The 15,754-nt window shown below is 74.1% G+C and carries 10 protein-coding genes; 6 read left to right on the top strand and 4 right to left on the bottom strand.

Annotated elements, in window-relative coordinates; translation table 11 throughout:
• Window positions 1-27: 27 nt before the first annotated feature.
• Both Bequi_RS07425 and Bequi_RS07420 read right to left on the bottom strand, forming a co-directional pair.
• Window positions 28-1,215: a neutral zinc metallopeptidase gene (locus tag Bequi_RS07425; protein WP_249737306.1), complete on the bottom strand. Its 1,188-nt coding sequence runs from the start codon at window positions 1,213-1,215 to the stop codon at window positions 28-30.
• 187 nt (window positions 1,216-1,402) lie between these two features.
• Window positions 1,403-2,767: an MATE family efflux transporter gene (locus Bequi_RS07420; RefSeq protein ID WP_249737305.1), complete on the bottom strand. Its 1,365-nt coding sequence runs from the start codon at window positions 2,765-2,767 to the stop codon at window positions 1,403-1,405.
• Between the two features lie 198 nt (window positions 2,768-2,965).
• Between Bequi_RS07420 and Bequi_RS07415 the strand changes: the two genes are divergently transcribed.
• The 3 genes from Bequi_RS07415 to Bequi_RS07405 all read left to right on the top strand — a co-directional run bounded on the left by Bequi_RS07415 (window position 2,966) and on the right by Bequi_RS07405 (window position 10,681).
• Window positions 2,966-6,391: an efflux RND transporter permease subunit gene (locus Bequi_RS07415; RefSeq protein ID WP_249737304.1), complete on the top strand. Its 3,426-nt coding sequence runs from the start codon at window positions 2,966-2,968 to the stop codon at window positions 6,389-6,391.
• Between the two features lie 28 nt (window positions 6,392-6,419).
• Window positions 6,420-8,618 carry an MMPL family transporter gene (locus tag Bequi_RS07410; RefSeq protein WP_249737303.1) on the top strand — a complete coding sequence of 733 codons (2,199 nt, stop codon included), beginning with the start codon at window positions 6,420-6,422 and terminating at the stop codon, window positions 8,616-8,618.
• Between the two features lie 125 nt (window positions 8,619-8,743).
• Window positions 8,744-10,681: a hypothetical protein gene (locus Bequi_RS07405; RefSeq protein WP_249737302.1), complete on the top strand. Its 1,938-nt coding sequence runs from the start codon at window positions 8,744-8,746 to the stop codon at window positions 10,679-10,681.
• Here the strand turns inward: Bequi_RS07405 and Bequi_RS07400 are convergent.
• Window positions 10,662-12,308, bottom strand: coding sequence for a pyridoxal phosphate-dependent decarboxylase family protein (locus Bequi_RS07400; RefSeq protein ID WP_249737301.1), 1,647 nt, complete (start codon window positions 12,306-12,308; stop codon window positions 10,662-10,664). The two genes, Bequi_RS07405 and Bequi_RS07400, sit on opposite strands and share 20 nt — an antisense overlap.
• 116 nt (window positions 12,309-12,424) lie before the next feature.
• Between Bequi_RS07400 and yczE the strand changes: the two genes are divergently transcribed.
• From yczE to Bequi_RS07385, 3 genes are all read left to right on the top strand, one after another.
• Complete coding sequence (gene yczE, locus Bequi_RS07395) at window positions 12,425-13,213, top strand: membrane protein YczE (RefSeq protein WP_249737300.1); 789 nt, start codon at window positions 12,425-12,427, stop codon at window positions 13,211-13,213.
• Complete coding sequence (locus Bequi_RS07390; protein WP_249737299.1) at window positions 13,210-14,568, top strand: MFS transporter; 1,359 nt, start codon at window positions 13,210-13,212, stop codon at window positions 14,566-14,568. The genes yczE and Bequi_RS07390 overlap by 4 nt, the downstream gene beginning before the upstream one ends.
• Before the next feature lie 98 nt (window positions 14,569-14,666).
• Window positions 14,667-15,179, top strand: a complete 513-nt coding sequence (locus Bequi_RS07385; RefSeq protein WP_249737298.1) for a mycothiol transferase — start codon at window positions 14,667-14,669, stop codon at window positions 15,177-15,179.
• Window positions 15,180-15,297: 118 nt separating this feature from the next.
• On the opposite strand, the gene Bequi_RS07380 is transcribed toward Bequi_RS07385, so the two are convergent.
• Complete coding sequence (locus Bequi_RS07380; protein ID WP_249737297.1) at window positions 15,298-15,744, bottom strand: DoxX family protein; 447 nt, start codon at window positions 15,742-15,744, stop codon at window positions 15,298-15,300.
• Between the last annotated feature and the right edge of the window lie 10 nt (window positions 15,745-15,754).

Here is a 15,754-nt window from a genome sequence, read left to right as displayed (position 1 = left end):
GCCGACGGACCGGGCCGTCGTGCTCATTCAGTTCGTGGGCGCCACGATCGCCGGCAGGGCGGCGCGGAAGGCGTCGCTCACGGTGCGAGCGGGCAGGATGTGCCCCTTCGCGCCCTTCTCGTTGGCCAGGCCGTCGGCCCAGCGGCCGGTCGCGGCGCGCTGGTCCGGAGTGCCGTGGTGGCCGTTCGAGGTGAACGAGCAGTCGCCGACCTCGTGGTCCACGCGGATGAACGCCTCGACGCGCTTGGTGCGCAGGCGCTCGCCCCGGGGGTGGGAGAGGTAGTAGCCGGCCAGGGCGTCGGCCTCGAGCTCGGTCTCGCGGGTCGCCTCGGGGGTGCGCGCGTGGTCGTCGAACAGGCCCAGGCGGTACTGGAGCTGGTGGCCGTACTCGTGGGCGAGGATGCCTCGCGGGGCCACATCGCCCAGTCCGATCGCGGCCATGCCCTCGAGGATGCCGTCGCCCATGATGATCTTGTCGGGGACGCCGAGGCCCTCGCCGGGGCCGGCGGTGCGGTCGGAGTAGGCGAATGCGTTGAACGTGAACAGCGGGTTCCGGCCGTCGTCGAACTTCGGCTGGTGCAGGTACTCCTGCACGGCGTCGACGATCTCCTGCGCCTCGGCTGCGGAGATCTCGAACGCGAAGGTCAGCGTGGCGACCATCTTCGCGTCGTCCTGGATGACCGCGCCGTGCATCGCGGCGAGATGGATGTCGCTGCCGTCGAGGTCCCAGAAGCCCTGGAGCTTCCCGAACGTCTTCTCGAGCTCCTTGGTGTACTCGCCGCTGCGGCCGTAGTACTGGGATCCGGAGGGCTCGAAGAGGAGCGCCTGATAGGTCGGCCAGTCGAGGACGGCGAGCTGGTCGAGGATCTCGAAGTCCTCGTCGGTCCAGCCCTTCGTCTGCTGACGGACGTACGCGCTGAGCTCGGTCGGGGCGCAGGAGTACTGCGAGCCGTCGATCGCGCGGCCCAGTCCGATCGCATCGACGCGGCGCTCCTCGTCGAGCTGCGCGGCGACGCGGGCCCCGGCGGCGGTGCGCCGACCGCGCAGATCCGGCAGAGCGGCGCGCAGCGCGCGCGTGCGATCAGCGCTCCAGTTGGCGGCGGCGGGTGCCGCGGGCGTGCCCGAGCCCGAGGGGCTCTTCGCCAGGGCAGGCGTGCCGAAGACGGCGGTGGGGAGGGCGAGGGCGAGGGCGGTGGTCAGGGTGCGACGGCGCATGGGGGTCCTTCCGCTGGTTCTGCGGCGCCGGGCGGCGCCGCAGGGGTGGAGAACAGTATGCATTGAGAGTGACCGGCGGCACACCCGGGATGGCGAAGTGCGTCGGAGCGGGAAGCGGGTGAGCGGGAAGCGGGTGAGCGGGGAGCGGGGAGCGCGGAGCGGGGCGCGGCCGAGGGCAGCAGGGCAGTCAGGCGCCGACGCGCATCCAGGCGTCCCCGCGCACCCGCAGCCCGAGCGCCACGGACCGCGCGAGCATGAACAGCAGGTTCGTCGCGGCCCACAGCGCCGCGAGCCCGAGCGGTCCTGCAGGCTGGAGCAGGCCGACTGCGATCGCGCCCGGCATCACCGCGGCGGCCGTGAGCATCCCCGCGCGCGCGAGATAGGGCGCGTCGCCCGCGCCCATCAGCACGCCGTCCAGCACGAACACGTACCCCGCGAGCGGCTGGGCGAGCGCGAGCACCCACAGGGCCGCCTGGAGGTTCGACTGCACCGCCGGATCCGGGCTGAACAGCGAGGGCACGACGTAGCTCGCCGCGAGCAGCAGCAGCCCGGCCGCAGCGCCCCCGCCCACTCCCCAGCGCATGAGGCGCCCGGTGACCGCGTGCACGGTGCCGGTATCGGAGGCGCCGAGGTAGCGCCCGGTGAGCGCCTGCCCGGCGATCGCCAGAGCGTCCAGCGCGAGGGACAGCGCCATGAACACGGTGGTGGCCAGCTGGTGCGCGGCCAGCTGCACCTCGCCGAGCCGCGCAGCGACCAGCACGGTCGCGATCGAGACGATCCGCAGGCTGAGGGTGCGCACGAGCATCGGGACCGCTTCTCGGCCGGTCGCTGCGACCGCGCCGAGCTGGGGCCGCAGGGTCACCTCATGGGCGCGGGCGTACCGCACGACCGCTCCCAGCAGCACCGCCCCCATCAGCCACTGGCTGATCACCGTGCCGATCGCGGAGCCGGCGATGCCGAGGTCGAGCACGAAGATCAGCAGGTAGTTCAGCGGGATGTTCAGCAGGGCTCCGCCGAGCGCGACGATCAGCGGGAGCCGCGCGTCCTGCAGGCCGCGCACGAGGCCGGTGGTCGCCTGGACGGCCAGCATCGCCGGCAGCCCGAGGGCGCTGATGCGCAGGTAGATCAGCGCCTGCGCGGTGACGTCGGCCCCGGCGCCGAACAGCGAGAGCAGCGGAGCGCCGAGGGGCACGAGCAGCGCGGCGCACGCCGCCCCGATCCCGAGCGCCAGCCACGACGCGTCGACCCCGCGGGCGACGGCCTCCCGCAGGCGGCCGGCGCCGACGGCCCGCGAGACGGCGGCGGTCGTCGAGTACGCCAGGAACACCGACAGCCCCACGACCGTCGTCAGGACGAGCGAGGCGAGCCCGAGCCCCGCCAGCGCCGTCGTCGAGACCCGCGCGATGAACGCGGAGTCGACCATGACGAACAGCGGCTCGGCGATCAGCGCCCCGAGCGAGGGGATCGCCAGGCGCAGGATGTCGCGATCGACGGCGCGGCGGGCGGCAGCGGAGGAGGTCGCCGGAGGCGGGGCGGGGGAGGAGGGGGTCACCGGATCATCGTGCCAGGGCTCTCAGCGCGCCCGGGCGCCCGTGACCCGCCCCACCACCGATCCCCGACCTTCGGAGGGTCCGATCGTCGGAGCACCGTGATGGAATGGCAGGGCGGCGGCCCGTGAGGGTCTCCGCCCCCTCCGCCCCGTGCGCGCGATCGCCCTCGCGCGAGGGCACGCCCCCGTCCCAGGAGCCCCATGAACGGCCTCGCCAAGCTCAGCCTGAACAACCGCGCCTTCATCGCGCTGGTCTGCATCGTGGTGTCGATCCTCGGCGCCTTCGCGATGTCGACGATGCGCCAGGAGCTCATCCCCTCGGTGCAGCTCCCGCAGATCCAGGTCATCACCTCCGCCCCCGGCTCCTCCTCGGAGCAGGTCCGCGAACGGATCAGCGGCAAGGTCGAGCAGGCCGTGAAGGGGCTCGAGAACGTCGAGCAGACCTCCTCGACCTCCCAGGCGAACGTCTCGATGGTGACGATCGAGCTGACCTACGGCACCGACGTCGCGCGCGCCTCCAACCAGGTCGAGGCCGCCCTCTCGCGCATCGACGGCGAGCTCCCCGAGGATGCGGATCCGCAGGTCATCGCGGGCGGCACCGGGGATCTGCCCGCCGTGATCCTCTCGGTCTCCTCCGACCTCGACCCCGCTGACCTCGCCGACCGCCTGAACGCCGCGGTCGTGCCCGAGCTCGAGCGCGTGGACGGCGTCTCCTCGGTGCAGGTCATCGGCGCTCCCCAGCAGATCGTGCGCATCACCCCCGATGCCGAGAAGCTCGCCGACGCAGGCCTCACCGAGAGCGACATCGCCACCGCCCTGGACGCGAACGGGCTCTCCCTCCCCGGCGGCGAGATCACCGACGGGGACCGCACCCTCGACGTCGTCCTCGGCCGTTCGCTGTCGAGCATCGAGGACCTGCAGACGATGGTGCTCATGCCCGCCGACGGGGGCGATGCCGCGAGCGCTGAGGGCCAGGACGAGGACTCCGCACCCGCTGCCGGCGCAGGCCAGGGTGCGAGCGGCCAGGGCGCGACCGGTCAGGCCGCCGCGGTCACCACCCTCGGCGATGTCGCGACCGTCGAGCGCACCGTCCAGGACCCCACCTCGATCTCCCGCACCGACGGGCGCGAGTCCCTCGTGCTCATGGTGACCGCGACGGCCGACGGCAACGTCGTGGACGTCTCCAAGGGCGTGGAGGAGGCGCTGGACGCGCAGCTGCCCGGCGTGGGCGGCGGCGCCGAGGCCGCGGTCGTCTTCGACCAGGCCCCGTTCATCCAGGAGTCGATCCTGGCGCTCGCCGAGGAGGGCCTGCTGGGCCTGGTGATGGCGGTGGGCGTGATCCTGCTGTTCCTGCGCCGGGTGCGGCCGACGATCGTCACGGCGATCTCGATCCCGACCTCGCTGCTGATCGCCTTCATCGGCATGCTCGTCACCGGCTACACGCTGAACATGCTGACCCTCGCGGCGCTGACCATCTCGATCGGCCGCGTGGTCGACGACTCGATCGTGGTCATCGAGAACATCATGCGCCACCTCGCCTACGGCAAGACCCGCATGCGCGCGATCCTCGACGCCGTCGGCGAGGTCGCCGGGGCGATCACCGCCTCGACCCTCGCGACCGTCGTCGTGTTCCTGCCGATCGCGGTCGTCTCCGGCATGGCCGGCGAGCTGTTCCGGCCGTTCGCGCTGACGGTCGCGATCGCGATGCTGAGCTCGCTGCTGGTGGCGCTCACGATCGTGCCCGTGCTCGCCTACTGGTTCCTGCGGGCTCCCAAGGGGACCGCCGAGGCGGCCGAGTCCGGCGACGAGGCGCGACTGGCCCAGATCCGCTCCGACGCGGAGGCGCGAGAGGAGAAGGGCTGGCTGCACCGCCTCTACGCCCCGATCCTGCGCTTCGTCGTGGACCGCCGCCTGGGCCGCATCGTGACCGTGGTCGGCGCGCTCGCGATCCTCGCCGGCACCGTGCTGCTGTTCCCGCTGATGCAGATCAACTTCCTGGGCGACTCCGGGCAGAACCTGGCCTCGATCTCCCAGAAGCTCCCGGCCGGCACGAGCCTCGAGCAGTCCTCGCGGAAGGCGGCGGACGCGGAGCAGGCCCTGATGGACGTCGACGGCGTCCAGACCGTGCAGACCACGATCGGCGGCTCGGCCTTCGGGTTCGGCGGCGCGAGCGCCGAGAACGAGATCTCGTACTCGATCACCACCGATCCCGACGCCGACCAGGAGGCCCTGCAGGCGACTCTCGTGGACACCCTCCAGGCGCTTCCGGACCCCGGGGAGATCGAGGCCGCGGCTTCGGCCTCGCCCACCGGCTCGAACGCGGTCGACATCCTCATCACCGGCCCGACCGCCGCGGACCGCCAGGCCGCGAGCGACGCGATCCTCGCGCAGCTCGATCCGCTGCCCGCGGGCGTGGAGAAGGCTGTGAGCGATCTGCAGGCCGACCAGCCCACCGCCGTCGTGACGGTGGATCGCGTGGCCGCCGCTCAGCGCGGGCTCACGGAGGAGGCCGTCATCGGCATGGTCGCCCAGCAGCTCTACCCGGGGGCGATCGGCCAGGTCACCCTGGACGACACCGAGCTGGACATCTACGTCGATCGCGGCGAGAGCGTCGACACCCTCCAGCAGCTGCGGGACCTGCGGCTCATGGGCACGATCCCGCTGACCGACGTCGCCGCCGTCGAGGAGCAGGCCTCGCGCCCCTCGATCTCCACGCGCGACGGGCTCGAGACCGTCACCGTGTCCCTGACCCCCTCGAGCGAGGACGTCAGCCAGGCCACCGCCGCGGCGAACGCCGCGATCGACGACGCCGACCTGCCGCAGGGTGTGCAGGTGAGCATCGGCGGCACCGCCGCCGACATCGACGAGACCTTCGGCCAGCTCGGCATCGCCATGCTCGCCGCGATCCTGCTGACGTACGTGCTGCTGGTGTGGATCTTCAAGTCCCTCGTGCAGCCTCTCGTGCTGCTCGTGTCGATCCCGTTCGCGGCGATCGGCTCCTTCGGCCTGCTGATCCTCACCCAGGTGCCTCTCGGCCTGCCGTCGATGATCGGTCTGCTGATGCTGGTGGGCATCGTCGTCACCAACGCGATCGTGCTCATCGACCTGGTCAACCAGTACCGCCGCCGCGGGATGGGCCTGGACGAGGCGATCCACCAGGGCGCCGCGAAGCGACTCCGCCCGATCCTCATGACCGCCGCCGCGACGATCTTCGCCCTCATCCCGATGGCGCTCGGTCTCACCGGCAACGGCGGCTTCATCGCCCAGCCCCTCGCGGTCGTCGTGATCGGCGGCCTCGTCAGCTCCACTCTGCTGACCCTCGTGGTGGTGCCCGTGCTCTACCGGATCACCGAGGGCCCGGGGGAGAAGCGCCGCCTGCGGCGCGAGGCGAAGTCGGCCGACGGGACGGGCGGGGGGATCGAGGCGGCCGCGACGGCCGGGCCCGCCGCGGCTCCGCGCACCGAGGCGGTCGCAGTCCCCGAGGACCGGGCGGCTGCTCCGGCCGGCGGCGCGACCGCAGCCCCCGCGACCCCCGCCGCCGCGACCGCGGCCCCGCAGCGGCGCACCCTGCGAGAGCGCGGCGGGATCGTCGGCATCCTGCGCGAGCGCAGGCGGCGCCGGGGGTGAGGCCGACGGGCCGTGCGACCATGGGGTGATGACGCCGACGCACCGCAAGGACCTGGCAGGCACGGCTCAGCGGCCGGGGGTGCTCGCGCGTCTGATCATCCCGGCGGTGCTGGTCCTCGTCTGGCTCGCGGTGTTCGCCTTCGGCGGCATGAGCTTCGGGAAGATCGGCGAGGTGGCCTCCGATGACCGCGCCTCCTTCCTGCCCGCCAGCGCCGAGTCGACCACCGTGCAGGACGCCCTGCCGGAGTTCCTCGGCTCCGACGCGATCCCCGCGATCGTCCTCGCCGAGCGCACAGGCGGCCTCACCGAGGAGGACCTCGCCGTCCTCCAGGCCGCCGGCGAATCCACCCCGGACCTCGTCCCGGGCGCACAGGCGTCCCCGCCGATCCCCTCCGAGGACGGCGAGGCGGCGCAGCTGATCGTCACGATCCCGGCGGATGCCGAGATCGGCGACGCCGTCGAGTCGCTGCGCCGGCAGCTCGGCCAGGACCTCCCGGAGGGCCTCGCCGTGTGGGTGGCCGGCCCCGCCGGATTCACCGCCGATCTGCAGGAGGCCTTCGCGGGGATCGACGGGATCCTGCTGCTGGTGGCGCTCGCGGCCGTGTTCGTGATCCTCGTGATCGTGTACCGCTCGCCGCTCCTGCCGGTGCTCGTCCTCCTGAGCTCCATGACCGCCCTGTGCGCGGCGGTGCTGATCAACGTGGCGCTCGCCCGCGCGGACCTCGTCACCATCAACGGCCAGGTCCAGGGCATCCTGTTCATCCTCGTGATCGGCGCCGCGACCGACTACTCGCTGCTGTTCATCGCCCGGTACCGCGAGACGCTGCGCGAGGAGCCCGCCCCGGCGCGCGCCGCCTGGCGGGCCCTGAAGGGCGTGCTCGAGCCGATCGCCGCCTCCGGCGGCACGGTGATCGTCGGCCTCCTGTGCCTGATGCTCTCGGGGCTCGGCTCGAACGCGGCGCTCGGCCCGGTGGCCTCCATCGGGATCCTCTGCGCGATCCTCACCTCCCTCACCCTGCTGCCTGCGCTGCTCGTGCTGGTGGGGCGCGCGGCGTTCTGGCCGAAGGCGCCGCGTGTCGCCGACGCCCCCGCCGCGACCTCGGCCCGGCCGACCGGCATCTGGGCGCGGCTCGGCCGCCTGATCGCCGCCGCACCCAAGCGGATCGCCGCCGCGGTGACCCTGCTGCTGCTCGCCGGCTGCGCCGGTCTGGTGCAGCTGAACGCCGACGGCGTGCCGCAGAGCGAGTTCGTGCTCGGTACGAGCGAGGCGCGCGACGGCCAAGCAGCGATCGACCGCCACTTCCCGGGCGGCTCGGGCACCCCGACCTACGTGCTCGCGCCGGAGACCGCTCGCACCGAGGTCGCCGAGGCGATCAGCGGCACGGACGGCGTGGACGCCGAGAGCGGGCTCGCCCTGGTCGCGCAGGACTCCCCGTCCGGCACGATCCCCGTCGGCCCGGACGGCGAGGTCGCCCCGCAGGCAGCGCAGGGACCGTTCGCCGGTATCGAGCCGACCGCCATCGACGGGCAGATCCTCTACTCGGTGACGCTCACCGCGCCCGCGGACTCCCTCGAGGCCGAGCAGACCGTGAAGGACCTGCGCGCGGCCGTCGGCCCCGAAGGAGCGATCGTCGGCGGATCCACCGCGGTGGACCTCGACACCAACGAGACCTCCGCGGCCGATCGCGCCCTCATCATCCCGATCGTGCTCGCCGCCATCACCGTGATGCTCGCGCTGCTGCTGCGCTCGATCCTGGCCCCGCTGATGCTGCTGGCGACGACCGTGCTCAGCTTCGGCACGGCGCTCGGCGTCTCCGCGCTGATCTTCCCGCTGCTCGGCCAGAGCGCCTCGGATCCCTCCGTGCCGCTGTACGCGTTCGTGTTCCTGGTGGCGCTCGGGATCGACTACAACATCTTCCTCATGACCCGAGTGCGCGAGGAGTCCCTGCGCCACGGCACGCGAGAGGGGGTGCTGCGGGGACTGCGGCTGACGGGCGGGGTTATCACCTCGGCCGGAGTCGTGCTCGCGGCGACGTTCGCCGCGCTTGCCGTCATCCCCATCCAGTTCCTGCTGCAGCTCGCGATCATCGTCGCCCTCGGCGTGCTGATGGACACGCTGATCGTGCGCTCGCTGCTGGTCCCGGCGCTCACCTACGCGCTCGGGGACCGGGTCTGGTGGCCGGCAGCGCTGTCGCGGGGCGTGCGCGCGGGGTCTTCGCGGAGCTGAGACCGCCGGCCGAGGCTGCCCTGCGTCTCGGCGGAGTGCAGGCGCCCTCGCGACGCGGCGGGCGGTAGGGACCGGTGCTCTCCGAGGGGGTGTGCCGGGCCGTCCGACTTGGTAGGTTTTCCTCCATGAGCTCAGGCCCGTCGTCCGTGGATCCCGCGCGGATACCAACGGCGGGCAGCGGGAGCCCGGTGCCGTCGCTGGACCGCCTGCGCGAGGCGCTCCGCGCTCCCGAGACCCCCCTTACCTTCCCTGCCACGACGGCCGCCGCCGCTCAGCGCGTGCGCGACCTCGTGCACGCCGAGCGCTTCTCCGAGGCGCGCTACGTTCTGCGCCATTCGGATGGGCGCGACGCAGCGCCCGAGGAGCGCTTGGCCCTGCAGCGCGCCGCCGCGCTGCTCGCCGTGCGGTCAGGGGATTCCGCTGCCACCGCCGAGGCGTTCGCCGGCATCGTCGAGACGCTGGTCGCGGCCGGTTTCGGCGATCAGGCCCGCGCCTGCGCCCAGGTGCTCGGCGATCGGATGGATGCCCGCGCCCGCAGCCGCAGCGCCCGAGCACTGCGCCAGGAGAGCGAGCGCACGGCGGCGAGCGGCGGCGAACCCGGCATGACGCCCGCACGGTCCGTGATCGCCCACGCGGAGACCGCCCGCTCCGTCGGCGGTCGGCGCCGCGGCAACGAGCCCTCCCTGTGCCCGGCGCTGCTGGCGGTCGTCGGAGGCATCGAAGTCCCGCCGGACCCCTCCGCTGCGCCCCGGCGCGAGCTGATGCGGCTGCGCGAGGCGGTGCGCGCCGTCCCGGAGGTCTCGGCCGCGCTGATCGATGATCCGGCGCCCCTGCTCGCGGAGCGGCTCGCGCTGCTGTGCGAGGGGGCGGGGCTGCGCGCCGACGCCCTCGGCCTCGCGCTCGACGTGCTCGAGCTGATCGCCGAGCGCGAATCCCGCGCCGGCGGGTACCGCGATCCGGAGCGCGTGCGCACCACCGCCCACGCGATCCTCAGCCGTTCGCTGCTGGAGAGCGATCCCCTCACCGCGGTGGAGCACGGGCTGCTGGCGCTGGAGAGCGTGAGCGAGGTCGACGATCCCCCGCTGCGGGTGGGTCTGGCGACGGCGCTGCTGCAAGCCCTGATGGCGGCCGGGCTCGAGGAGCACTCGAGCTTCACCGCCGGCCGGCTCCTCGGGCTCCAGCGCTCCCTGCGCCGCGACTCGCACCGCATCGCCCCGCTCATCGCCGTCGGCGCCCAGCGCGTGCGCGCCCAGCGCTACGACGCGGCGCGGGTGCCGCTGCTCGAGGCCCAGCGCCTCGCGCGCGAGGCGAGGGACCGACTGGCCTCTCTCGAGGCCTCGCGCCTGCTCGCCCTCCTCTCGCAGGAGACGGGCGAGGCCGACGCGGCGCTCGCGCACCTGCGGCGCACCGCGGCCGACGCCGCCTGGGCGGCGGACGACCTCCTCGTCAGCACCGCCGACCGCAACCGCTACGTGCGCGACGAGCTGAACGCGAACGCGCTCGTGCTGCGCTACGCGCTGGAGAGCGGAGACCGGCGTGCCGCCGAGCAGGCCGCCCGGGCGATCATCCGCCGCACGGGCCCGGGGGAGGCGACGCTCCAGCTCGGGGCGCCCCTGCGCTGGGACCACGAGGTCGATGCGCGCGTGGGCGCGCTGCTCGCCGCTGGGATCGGCCTGCGCGACGGCGCCCCGGAGGTCAGCGAGAACGACTACGACCGCCGCCGCCAGGAGGCGATGGAGGCCATCGGCCGCGTGCCCGACGGCCACGAGGAGCGCGCCCGCTACTGGGGCACCTACCTCGAGGACCGCCATGCGCGGATGCTGGCCGAGCGGGGCGATCTGCGACGCGCCGTCCGCGCTGCCCACCGGTCGCGGGGCGGCTGGGCTGCGCTCGGCATGGCCGAGGACCAGGAGAGCCTGGAGCGCGAGATCGCTGCCTGGAACGACGCGCTCGCCCAGGAGGACGCCGCCGCGGCCGAGGCCGAGGACCCCGCCGCGGAGGCGGCGGGCGGCGCTGCGGGCGGACAGCCCAGGAGGCGCGCCGTCAGGCGCCGTCGGCCCTGAGCATCGTCGTCTCCAGCAGCGAGATCACGGCGGCGGGATCGGTCGCGGGGTTCACGAAGGCGAGGCGCAGGGCCATCTCCCCATGCAGGCGCGTCGGCACGCAGAGCATCGAGCCCTCGGCTGCGAGACGCTGCGACCAGCGGCGATAGGCGGGCTCGTCCCAGCCGGGGCGGCGGAACACCACGACCGACAGCTCCGGCTCGAGGAGCAGCTCGAGGTGTTCCATCCCCTCGATCGCGGCGGCGACCTCGCGTGCGGAGGAGAGGCCCCGCTCGACGGCCTCGGTGTACTTCGCGGTGCCGTGCGTGGCGAGCGAGTACCACAGCGGCAGGCCGCGGGTGCGGCGCGAGAGGTGCGCCGCGAGGTCCGAGGGGTTCGACTCGCCGCGGTCGATCGAGTCGAGGTAGGCGGCGTGCTGGGCGTGCGTGCGCGCGGCCCACTGCGGCTGGCGGTACAGCAGCGCGCAGCAGTCGTAGGGCGCGAACAGCCACTTGTGCGGGTCCACGATGAAGGAGTCGGCCCGCTCGATCCCGGCGAAGCGGTCGCGCGCGCTGGGGGCGGCGAGCGCCGCGCCGCCGTAGGCGCCGTCGACGTGCACCCAGATGCCGTGGGACTGCGCGACATCCACCACGGAGGCGATGTCGTCGACGATGCCGGCGTTGGTGGTGCCGCCGGAGCAGACGACCGCCGCGATGCCCGGGTGCTCCGCGATCGCCGCGTCCAGGGCGGCGCCCGTGAGGTGACCGCGGTCGTCGACCGGGACGGAGACGACGTCCATGTCGAGCAGGCGGGCGGCCGAGGCCACCGAGGAGTGGGCGGTCGCCGCGCAGGCCACGGCCCAGCCGGATGCGGGCCGCTCGCGCGTGGCGCGGGCGCGCTCGCGGGCGGTGGCCAGCGCCGACAGGTTGCCGCTGGTGCCTCCCGCGACGAAGACGCCGCGCGCGGTCTCGTCCCAGCCGAGGAGCCCTGCGATCCAGGCGAGCACCTGGTTCTCCGCGAAGATCGCCCCGGCGCCCGACTCCCACAGCCCGCCGAACACGTTCGCCGCGCTGACGACGGTGTCGAAGGCGACGGCCGCGCGCGTCGGCGCCGCCGGGATGTAGGCGAGGTTCATGGGGTCATCAGCCGAGCGCGTGGCGGGCAGCAGCACCGACTCGAACAGGGCCAATGCCCGCTCGTGCCCGATGCCCTCGCCGGTGATCGTCTCCCCGGCGGCCTCCTGGAGCTCCTGCGCGCTGCCGGCCGACGTCATCGGATCCGATCCGCGCACCGCATACGCCGCCGCCCAGCGCAGCGCGGCCGTCACGGCCTCGCGCTCATCGCCCCACACCGGGCTCGCGGGGCGGTCGGACTGCAGGGCGTCGGCCGCGCGGGTGAAGGGATCGGCGCCAGGGTCGCCAGCGGGGGAGTGCAGGCCGGCGGGCTCGGGAGCGCCGTGGGCGGCGGGGCCGACGGGGGCAGGCGCGCCGGTTTCGGCAGCGGAAGGGTGCGCGTCATCGGCGGGATCCGCGAGGGCCGCCGCATCGGGGGCGTAGGGGCCCTCCGAGGAGACGAACGCCGGGCCCGAGGGGGTGCCGTCGGTCTCGGGGGCGGGGGAGGAGGCGGTGGGGGTCGCGTCTGAGGTCACCCGGCCGATCCTCTCACCGGCCCCGCGGGCCTCGGGCGGCGTGCCGGCGCGGGCGAGCGCCGCGTCCGGGGGCGCGGACGGCGGGATGATCCGCGCCCGGCGGGCACAATGGCCAGGTGACTGTCCCCTCCCCGCTTCCCGACCCTGAGCACTCTGAGCACCACGAGCCCTTGCCGCCGGAGACCGCGCCCGGCACAGCCCGCTCCCGCGCCCTCGAGAACCTTTCCCTGCGCGAGCAGCTGGGCATCGATCGCCTTCCCTTGCGGCTCGTGCTGCTGATGACCGGGCTGACGGGATTCGGCGTCTCCATCGCGATGCTCATCCGCGGCGGTCTCGGGGTGGCGCCGTGGGACGTCTTCCATGTGGCGCTCGCGGCCCGCACTCCCTTCACCGTCGGCACCGTGCTGATCGCGATCAGCTTCGTGGTGCTGCTGCTGTGGATCCCGCTGCGCCAGCACCCCGGCATCGGCACGCTGCTGAACGCGGTGTGGGTCGGCGTCGCCGCTGACCTCGCGCTGGCCGTTCTGCCGGGCGCCGAGGAGATCTCGCCGAGCCACGGCCTCGCCGTCGGCATCTCGCTGATGCTCGGCGCGATCCTCGTCAATGCGATCTCCAGCGCGATCTACATCGGCGCGCAGCTCGGACCAGGACCCCGCGACGGCCTCATGACGGGACTGAACCGCCGCTTCGGCTGGCCCATCGGCCGCTCGCGACTGCTGGTGGAGGGAACCGTCCTGCTCAGCGGATGGCTGCTCGGCGGGCCGATCGGCATCGGCACGGTGCTGTACGCGATCGGTATCGGACCGCTGTGCCAGGTCTTCCTGCCGTACACGATCGTCCCCGTGCGCTCGCGGCCCGGGGCTGCGGGCCCGGCGGGAGCCGTGCAGGGGAGCGAGCAGCCGTGAGCGGCGCATCCCCGTCCGCTCTGCGGGGCTCGACCAGGGCCCCGCGGCCCCGCCTCCCGCGCGAGATCCACGTGCTGGTGATCGCGGCTTTCGTGATCGCGGTCGGCTTCGGGATCGTCGCCCCGGTGCTGCCGAGCTACGCGCAGAGCTTCAACGTGGGGGTGACGGCCGCGAGCGCCGTCGTCTCCGCGTTCGCGTTCATGCGCCTGGTGTTCGCGCCCGCCGGCGGGCGCCTCATCACCCGCTTCGGCGAGCGGCCGATGTACATCGCCGGCCTGCTGATCGTGGCGCTCTCCACGGGCGCGGCGGCGTTCGCGCAGTCCTACGGGCAGCTGCTCGTGCTGCGCGGGCTCGGCGGCATCGGCTCCACGCTGTTCTCCGTGTCCGCGATGACGCTGCTGGTGCGGCTGGCCCCGCCGCGCTCGCGCGGCCGCGCCTCCTCGCTCTACGGCTCGGCGTTCCTGCTGGGCAGCATCGGCGGGCCCGCGCTCGGCTCCGCGCTCGCCGGCCTCGGCTATCGCGCCCCGTTTCTCATCTACGCGGTCTCGCTGCTGATCGCGGCAGGGTTCGTGGCGCTCTTCCTCGCCCGGGCCGACGGCGTCGCTCCGGGCAGCGCGCGGGGAGTCGGAGCCGCGGGCGCCGCCGGGGAGAGCGCCTGGAGCGGCGAGGGGGCCGACGCGGCCGCCGGCTCGTCGGGCCCGGCTGCGCCCGCGCCGGGCCCCGGACCGGCGATGCGCGTGCGCGAGGCCTGGGCCGATTCGGCCTTCCGCGCCTCGATCATCGGCGGGTTCGCGAACGGGTGGGCGAACTTCGGGGCGCGCATGGCGCTGATCCCCCTGTTCATCGGAGCTCTGCCGCACGTCCCGGCCGCCACCACCGGCATCGCCCTGACCGTCTTCGCGGGCGCGAACGCCCTCGGCCTCCTGGCCGGCGGGCGCCTCGTGGAGAGCGCGGGCCGCAGGCCGATCGTGATCGCGGGTCTGCTGATCGGCGCCGTCGGCACCCTCCCCATGGGCATGACGGACAGCCCGCTGGTGCTGTACGCGCTGTCGGTGATCGCGGGGATCGGCGCCGGGATGCTGACGCCCGCGCAGCAGGTGGTCCTGGCCGACGTCATCGGCGCGAAGCGCTCGGGAGGGGCGGTGCTCGCCGCGTTCCAGATGTCGCAGGACGCCGGAGCGATCCTCGGCCCCATCCTCACCGGCGCGATCGCCGCCTGGCTCGGCTTCGGCTGGGCGTTCGGCGTGACCGGCGCGATCCTCGCCCTCGGGGCCCTGGCCTGGCTGGGCGGGCGCGAGACCCGCGGGGACGCCGAGTCCGAGGCGAGCGAGGCCGCGCAGGCGGGCGAGGGCTGAGGGCTGAGGGCGCCGCCGTGAGCCCGACCGTGCGCTCTGCTCTGCAGCGCAGGCGGGCTGCTCGGACGCCCTCAGCCGGCCCGGCGTAGCGTGGAGGCATGAACAGCATCGACATCCTCACCGACGCCGCCTCCCGTCCCGCGGAGGCCATCGCGCAGCTGCGCGATCAGCTCACCCCCGCGCTGCTGGACGCCCATCCGGGCGGGCACGACAACTCGATCGCCTGGCTGCTGTGGCACGTCGGCCGCGAGATCGACGTGCAGGTCGCGAGCATGTCGGGCCGCGAGGAGGTGTGGCGCGCGAGCGGGCTGCGCGAGCGCTTCGATCTCGGCGAGGCGGGAGACGGGATCGGCTACGGCATGGACGCCGAGCAGGCGCGCAGCATCCGCGTCGAGGATCCCGATCTGCTGATCGAGTACGTGCAGCAGGCGACCGGCGCGCTCGTGGAGTACATCCGCACCCTCAGCGACGAGGACCTGGAGGACGTGGTCGACGAGGAGTGGGACCCCCCGGTCACGCGTGGCGTCCGGATCGTCAGCATCATCGACGACGCCGCGCAGCACGCCGGGCAGGCCGCATACGCGGCGGGGATGGCGGCCGCGCAGGGCTGACGGCGGGGGCCGGCCAGGCGGCTCGTCGGACCAGCGATCGACCGCACCGTCGGACGGATGACCGGCAGGGCCGACGGGGCCGACGGATAGTCCGTCGGTCCGCGTCGGTCCGGGCGCCTCAGGCGGCCGAACGGCGCCCGCGGCGACGGCCGAGGAGCGCGTGGTCCAGCGAGATCCGCCCCGCGCCGACAGCGACGAGCGCGAGGGCGCCCGCGCCGAGCGCGCCGACGAGCTCCCAGCCGCCCGCGTCGACGAACACGCCGTGCGGCGCGTGCACGAGCACCGCGGCCACCAGCATGTCGATCGCCAGCAGCAGCGCCGCCCAGGGCGTGAGCAGACCGAGGATCAGGGCGGCGCCCCCGGCGAGCTCGAGGATCGCCACGACCGGGGCGGCGAGCTCCGGCACCGGCACGCCCATCCCGGCGAACGCCTCGGAGGTCGCGCCGAGGCCCCAGGTCCAGATCTTCTGCGCGCCGTGGGCGAGGAAGATCGTGCCGAGGACGATCCGCACGAGCAGGAGCGCGAGGTCGCGGGGGACGGAGGTGCGGGATGCGGCGGTCGCCATGAGGGGGTCC

Origin of the sequence: Brachybacterium equifaecis, assembly GCF_023509525.1 — a bacterium.
In the GTDB taxonomy this organism is placed as follows: domain Bacteria; phylum Actinomycetota; class Actinomycetes; order Actinomycetales; family Dermabacteraceae; genus Brachybacterium; species Brachybacterium equifaecis.
This window is presented reverse-complemented; position numbering and strand designations above follow the sequence as displayed.